The organism is Candidatus Erwinia dacicola, assembly GCF_001756855.1.
Classification (GTDB): Bacteria; Pseudomonadota; Gammaproteobacteria; order Enterobacterales; family Enterobacteriaceae; genus Erwinia; species Erwinia dacicola.
In genome coordinates this window covers 1-5,868 of the sequence record NZ_MAYS01000069.1, presented here as the reverse complement: position 1 = coordinate 5,868, position 5,868 = coordinate 1, and the positions used below count along the sequence as shown (strand labels likewise).

At 42.6% G+C, this 5,868-nt stretch carries 8 protein-coding genes and 2 pseudogenes; all 10 read left to right on the top strand.

The window, feature by feature from the left end:
* Nucleotides 1-105 precede the first annotated feature (105 nt).
* Nucleotides 106-327: a DUF4158 domain-containing protein gene (locus BBW68_RS20110; RefSeq protein WP_070133772.1), complete on the top strand. Its 222-nt coding sequence runs from the start codon at nt 106-108 to the stop codon at nt 325-327.
* A complete protein-coding gene (locus tag BBW68_RS19375; RefSeq protein WP_338061292.1) occupies nt 314-1,081 on the top strand; it encodes a DUF4158 domain-containing protein in 768 nt (255 codons plus the stop codon). The genes BBW68_RS20110 and BBW68_RS19375 overlap by 14 nt, the downstream gene beginning before the upstream one ends.
* Nucleotides 1,082-1,124: 43 nt before the next feature.
* On the top strand, nt 1,125-1,379 hold the full coding sequence (locus BBW68_RS19370) for a hypothetical protein (RefSeq protein ID WP_070133771.1): 255 nt from the start codon (nt 1,125-1,127) through the stop codon (nt 1,377-1,379).
* A 135-nt stretch (nt 1,380-1,514) separates the two neighbouring features.
* Entirely contained in the window at nt 1,515-1,844 is a 330-nt protein-coding gene (locus BBW68_RS19365) for a hypothetical protein (RefSeq protein ID WP_070133770.1), read from the top strand.
* A gap of 73 nt (nt 1,845-1,917) precedes the next feature.
* Nucleotides 1,918-2,106 carry a transposase gene (locus tag BBW68_RS19360; RefSeq protein WP_245675189.1) on the top strand — a complete coding sequence of 63 codons (189 nt, stop codon included), beginning with the start codon at nt 1,918-1,920 and terminating at the stop codon, nt 2,104-2,106.
* Nucleotides 2,066-2,518, top strand: a complete 453-nt coding sequence (locus BBW68_RS20105; RefSeq protein WP_276325368.1) for a Tn3 family transposase — start codon at nt 2,066-2,068, stop codon at nt 2,516-2,518. The genes BBW68_RS19360 and BBW68_RS20105 overlap by 41 nt, the downstream gene beginning before the upstream one ends.
* Before the next feature lie 29 nt (nt 2,519-2,547).
* Nucleotides 2,548-3,123 (top strand): annotated as a pseudogene (locus BBW68_RS20100) (Tn3 family transposase).
* 425 nt (nt 3,124-3,548) lie between these two features.
* Nucleotides 3,549-3,701, top strand: a complete 153-nt coding sequence (locus BBW68_RS15420; RefSeq protein WP_083264742.1) for a Hok/Gef family protein — start codon at nt 3,549-3,551, stop codon at nt 3,699-3,701.
* Nucleotides 3,702-3,985: 284 nt separating this feature from the next.
* Nucleotides 3,986-5,190, top strand: a pseudogene (locus BBW68_RS01865) (TraI domain-containing protein).
* 50 nt (nt 5,191-5,240) lie between these two features.
* Nucleotides 5,241-5,483, top strand: coding sequence for a RepB family protein (locus BBW68_RS01860; RefSeq protein WP_070133767.1), 243 nt, complete (start codon nt 5,241-5,243; stop codon nt 5,481-5,483).
* Nucleotides 5,484-5,868 lie beyond the last annotated feature (385 nt).

The following is a 5,868-nucleotide window of genomic DNA, read 5'->3' as shown; positions in this document are numbered from 1 at the left end:
TACGATTTTTGAAACCTGCTTTTATGCTGTTTTAGAGGGGTGTCAGATATCTTAATATTTGATACTTATTGGAATTTAGCAAAAATTTAACATTCAGGTGAATGCATGCAGAAACATAAGAAAAGAATTAGTATATTAACAAAAAATGAAATAAATGAATTATATCAAGTTCCTTCTTTCAACCCTGTTGAAAGAATAGAATATTTCTCATTGGATAGTGGTCTAAAAAAAGAAATTGATAAAATGATAAACATAGAAAGCAGAGTGTATCTAATATTGATTATAGGTTATTTCAGATATAAACCTGTGATTCCTGAGTTTACATAAAAATGTAAAGGGTGATATAAAATATATCATCCAGAATTATTACAAAAACGGAAATGCTAACTTAAATATAAACATTCCAAAAAGTACTAGATCTCGGCTAATCAAACGAATGCTCTCTACTCTTGGATTTGAACAACTCACACCATCCATTAAAAGTGAGCTAAGCGAACGTCTGAATGATGTTGCTACCATATGTATGGAGCCAAAATATATTTTTGATGAATTACTTGCTTTTTTAGGGCAAAGACGTATAGCACTTCCTGGCTACAGTACCGTCCAGAAACTGGTTTCAGAGGCTTTAAACTTTGAAAGGAAAAGGAAAAGGACAGTTAATATTTTGTCAAAAAGAATGAGTCCAGCAACAGCACAACAAATTACTTCTATTCATCATAATGAAGGAAGCTTATATGCTATTAGAGGATATAATGGCGGTGCGAGAGATTTCTCAACATCAGAAATAGAAAGCGAATTAAGCTCGCACAATGTGATAAACAGTGTTTATTATGAAATAAAAGACACCATCAATTCATTAGGCATATCCCAGGGAAACATGGAGTACTATGCTCCAATAGTAAAACACAGCACAACATTCAGGCTTAAGCGGCACCCTAAATGGCAAGGGATACTTTGTTTATGCTGTTATTTATACTTCAGATATCGGGAGATAAATGACAAGATAATTACAGCTTTTCGATACCTAGTAAAAAAAACACAAAGATGCTTCGGTTTTATCCGCGAAAGCTCGGGCGACTGAGGAGATAGATCTAATAAATAAAAAGCTTAAGTTTGCAAGCACGGTGTTTAACTTCTTCATTGATGGAAGTATTGATGACAATATACCCTTTGGTGAGATTCGACAAAAGGTATTTTTGCTTATATCAAAGGATGATATGCATCTTGTAAGTGAGTTTTTTGATAAAAATGAAATCGATGTAATTGAGTATCAATGGCAGTATATTGCCAGTAATCACCTTAAGATCGCCAATTCAATTAGAAAATTTTTTATGGTCATAGATATCGTATATGACAACGAGAAGTCAGTTATTGAATAGCAGATTTCTGCTACCAGGGATGGTCTCAAAGAAAAAGAAAAGCTAGAAGCTAAAGATCAGAGGGTAATTCGCCCATCCGAGAAAAACCATATTGTAAAAGAAGGCGAAGTTAACACTCAAAGATTCGAGTTTCATATGTACAGCAGGATATCCAACCATCTGGAAAATGGCGTCTTTTATGCTTCAGAGAGTGAGCAAAACAAACGACTGGAAGATGCTCTTATAGAGCGTGGTTACTGGGATGAGAATAAATCGATTTTGATAGAGAAGACAGGGCTAGAACGACTTATTACACCAATAACGCAGACATTGTACGATTTGGAAAATATATTTAACGATAAGTTGGATTGTATAACTATTGGTATAAATTCAGATGCTAATGAGTTCGTAAAAAACAGCGACATTCAAACAGATTACAGTGGAGCCTCGCCAGTAAAAAATGGAAGACCAGTATTGACAATCTGATTTACAATCAAATAAAAAACATCGGGATAGTTGACATAATGAAGTATGTAAACAATGAGACGGATTTTTGTCTGTGTTCAATGCCGTATCATCCAGAAAGAATAATCTCGAAGCTGACTATAATGATCTTCTTGCCTGTATATTTGGTAATGGAGCAAACTATGGCATTCATAGAATGGCGTCTGCATCAGACCGAAGTATTGGTATACTACGTGATGTAAATGACAAATATTATTCGTCCAGATACAACAGGTATAGCTAACACAGTAATATCTGACGCAATTGCAAACCTTTCGGTGTATAAATACTGGACAATAAATAAAGAGTCTCCATTTGGAAGTATTGATAGACAGAAGCATACATGCCGAATAAATACATTCAAAGCCCGTTTTTCTGCCAAGTACTTCAGAAAAGGAAAAGGTATTTCTGCGATGACATTGGTATCAAATCATGTGCCATTGGCAACAGTTGTCATTTCTCCAAATGAGTATGAAGGACATTTTGCATTTGACCTGTTATATAATAACACCAGTGAAATACAGCCAAAGTCATTAGCTACTGATAATCATGGTGTCAATAATGTAAATTTTGCGATACTGGATATTTTGGTTATCAATTTTCACCACGTTATGCAAAATTCAAAGTTATTTGAGGTTATACTCGAAGATGAGTAACTTATTATCAGACTTAAAAAAAATTTAATATAAAGCTCATCACCCAAGAATGGGAAAACATACAGCATATTATTTGCTTTTTAAGCAGGAAAATCACCATTCAAAGTACGGTGGTTAAGAAATTATCTAATGCAAAGCGTAGTAACAAGACATTAGCAGCGCTTCGGGAATATGATCGAGTTATAAAATGTATATATGTTCTTGACTATGCTGACAATAAAACTTTAAGGCAATTTGTTCAGCAAGCCCTGAACAGAGGTGAGGCTTATCATCAACTGAGAAGAGCAATAGCATCAGTCAACGGAAATTAATTCCGAGGTAGCGATGACTACCAGATAGATCAATGGAATGACTGCGCGAGACTAATAGCTAATTGTGTAATCTACTATAATTCAGCCATATTATCCGGACTGGTCGATAAATTTGAAAAAGAAAATAATAAAAAAGCAATAGACGTTCTGGCTAACTTATCCCCAGTAGCATGGAGACACATTCTCCTTGGTGGAAACTATTCTTTCGAAGATCAAGTTGCGATCACAAGTCTGGACAGACTTCTGGAAGAAGTAGACCCACTAAACGATGAAGATGATACGGAGTACGAATAAAACTATTAACAACATGATAAATAATGATTTTTATGTAAAAGTTGGGACTTTTGGAGGAGATGGGCGCAGAACCCCAATCAGTCAGCTTCAGAGATAAGCTGCAACATTTTGGTCACAAAAGATACGCACAACGGCGGTGGATAACATTGTTTAAAACGTAATCGATTTGGCGTTGCGCGGTGGTCTGCTGAGATGGTTAAAAAATACACAATTGTGATGAATATGATTACGGGCAGAATTTCACAAGTACGGGAATTTTCGGGTGAATGTTGTTAGAATGCTCGCGGGTGCCTGAAGCTGTCTGCTTCGGGCATGATGCAAGACGCAGATAGTTGAAAGCCCCGAGAGTTAATCCTTTAACCCACGAGGCCGACAATGAAACTTGACAATTCTATTGTAAGCCTCTTTCCCGTAAGGAGGCAAGTATGCCTGCAAAATACGCGCTGATAGGCGTGGTGGTACTGTGTATAGCAGTACTGTGTTTTACCTGGATGGTACGCGGCTCGCTCTGCGAGTTGAGTATCAAACAGGGGAATACTGAAATGCAGGCACGACTCGCCTACGAACCGAGAAAGTAGCATAACCGCCGTGCGGGGTTCGAAACCCCGCACGTTCGGTGAGCAGCAGATTGTCGGGTTTCATTTTTCAGGCACCCTTTACTCCATCAACTGCGATTTAACCATATGTCACATATTCGGGCGTGATGTGATATATGGTGGATGCCCATGCTCTCGTCTCTACGTTTGAACCCCAAAAATCCTATAAATCAAATGGCGGACACCTGCCTTCATTTGATCGTTGCACCCTTGATGTACGCCGCTTAGAGTGACGGAACCTGTATCAGCCAGAGCGTGCGAAGACGATGTGGAAAACGATTGCCCGTTTCCTGAAGGACAAGGAAAATGAACCGGAAGCAGCGCCTTCTGCTCCGGAAGGCTTCCACTTGCCACTCAGCGCCAGGCAACTGCTTTCGAAAACAGAGCGCCGCACAATGATGGTTCGGATCTGGGAAAATACCTCATTGCCGAAAGAAACCTATCAGTCACTGTGCCTTGCTCCACTCCACGCTTGTGCGGAAGTGATGCAGCAATTCCCGATGAGCAGCGCAGGAAAATTTGCATATCAGGGGGGGGCTTGGATGCGACGTTAAAAACAGTGCTGTACGCGCTGATGAAGGCCCGGAGCTATATGCTGCCACCTGGCGTACCGCCCGAAGATCAAGCCAGAGATTCAGCCGCCTGGAATACGGTAGTTTTCTACGCTGCACTTTTCTCGCACCTTTCGGCACTGAGCGCTCTCAGGGTAGAACTGGAGGACGGGGAAATATGGACGCCGTTTGACGGAATGCCTGAATCGGCCTACCGGTTCAGGTTTGTTCCGCCCGGATTAGAGGGTGCGGACACCTGCCTGGGGGCGATGTTTGCCGCCAGGGTATTACCCGAAGGTGTTTTCCGCTGGCTGAAGCTGCATACCCCGGCGCTGGATATACTCCTGCTCTGGGTGGGCGGGCATCGGGCGCAATGTGGTGTGATCAACGCGATCGTCTCTGATGCCATTGCAGAAGTTATTGGGCCAGTCGCGGTAGTGCCGGTCATGCCAGCAGCAGGCGTGGCAACAGCGCCGCTGGTTTCGGCAGTGACGCTGCCCGGCGTGACTTCCGCGCCTGTTGCTGCCGCTCCGATCAAACCTCCAGTGGCTGCGGTTCCTGTGCTGGCGTCGGCGCTGGCCGTACCGCCTCAGCCGGAAACAGAAGCGACAGCCCCGGCTGACTCAGAAGTCACACATAGCGTTCCTGAAACGCACGTCAGTGAGGACGAGGACAATACCGACTGGGAAGATGTAGCCGCGTTCCTGGGGTATGAAGAGACGCTTCCCGGTATCAGGCGACGTGAAGGCAAACTCTACCGTTGCCGTCTGTATGACGGCGCGGGAGGTGGCTTCTCAAACCTGTCTGGCTACTTCATCGATGCCGGAAAGGTATACGTGCAGAACCCCGTACCGGCAGATAATCCGCTGATGGTGGTGCCAAAACGCAAGCAGACGACGTTCCACGCTGGTGAAAAGTGACGTTTTGGTTTAGATTGGCATGATAATCAAAAAGATAGCAGGTGCACAGCATGATGGATGAAGAAAAAGATGCTGTTCGCAGGAAAGTGGGAAAACCACGTAAATACGCTAATCGCAGTGAAAGGCAAGCTGCTCATGTAGAAAATCTGAAACGTAAAGATCTGAAGGAGATTCAGGCATATGTATTGCCTGAAGTGAAAGACATACTTCTATCGGTTTGTGAAGCAATCGGTAAGACGCAATCAGAGTTGCTTTCTGAAATTTTAGTTAGATTTGCGGAATGTCGAAATTGACTGCTTGAGCAACTATTGCTAAAGTGCATTAAGAATTTATGGTTGGCACGCCGGAAGGTATCAGGAACGGGGTGGGAACCCCTGAAAAACTAAACCCCGATTTCTGTTATTCAACTTGGCGGCTGAGACACAGAGAATCGGGGCGAACAAATGTACTCCGGAATGTTGTTGTTCTGTGGTGGAGTATAAATCCATGTTCAAAATGATGCAACCCCCAGTGTCCGCCGTAAGACCGGGCCGGGGTGACTAGAGAAAACCTTCAGCAATCCCCCCCTGTAGTTGAGGTTCGGCCTGCGGCAGATACTCCGGTATTCGCCCGTGACTATGTTTGCAACCCCAACCCGGAATACCTTTCTGACCTTTCCGTAGCGCCCGCATCACTTCA

Bases quoted from the DNA above. Each gene is read 5' to 3' on its own strand.
- BBW68_RS01860 (WP_070133767.1), top strand. From the start codon at position 5,241: ATGATGGATGAAGAAAAAGATGCTGTTCGCAGGAAAGTGGGAAAACCA.
- BBW68_RS20110 (WP_070133772.1), top strand. From the start codon at position 106: ATGCAGAAACATAAGAAAAGAATTAGTATATTAACAAAAAATGAAATA.
- BBW68_RS15420 (WP_083264742.1), top strand. From the start codon at position 3,549: ATGCCTGCAAAATACGCGCTGATAGGCGTGGTGGTACTGTGTATAGCA.
- BBW68_RS20105 (WP_276325368.1), top strand. From the start codon at position 2,066: ATGACAAATATTATTCGTCCAGATACAACAGGTATAGCTAACACAGTA.
- BBW68_RS19365 (WP_070133770.1), top strand. From the start codon at position 1,515: ATGTACAGCAGGATATCCAACCATCTGGAAAATGGCGTCTTTTATGCT.